Consider the following 238-nt stretch of genomic DNA (forward strand, 5'->3'; position numbering starts at 1 on the left):
GCGTTTCCTGGTGGTGCTCAGGTGGTGTTACCGCCGGAGTATGGGGTCGGGGGGGAGGAGGTGTGGGGGGTGTTGCGTCGGGCTGCGGTGGTGGGTTCGGCGGCGGTGGGTGTGGAGGATTCCGAGCCAGTGCTGCAAATGTTGGTGCGGGCGGTGAAGAGTTTCCCGGCTTGGAATGGGCGGGGTGATTGTGTGGTGCGGGCGGGTTGGGTGTTGACCGCCTTGGGTGTGGGGGGCT

1 protein-coding gene is annotated in these 238 nt (G+C 66.8%); it reads right to left on the reverse strand.

What is annotated here, in order from left to right; genetic code table 11:
- Positions 1-17 precede the first annotated feature (17 nt).
- Positions 18-238: hypothetical protein (locus ACLQ24_RS30710; RefSeq protein ID WP_425895210.1), on the reverse strand; the 221-nt coding region annotated here is incomplete at its 5' end.

Source organism: Micromonospora sp. DT4, from assembly GCF_049841675.1.
GTDB lineage: Bacteria > Actinomycetota > Actinomycetes > Mycobacteriales > Micromonosporaceae > Micromonospora.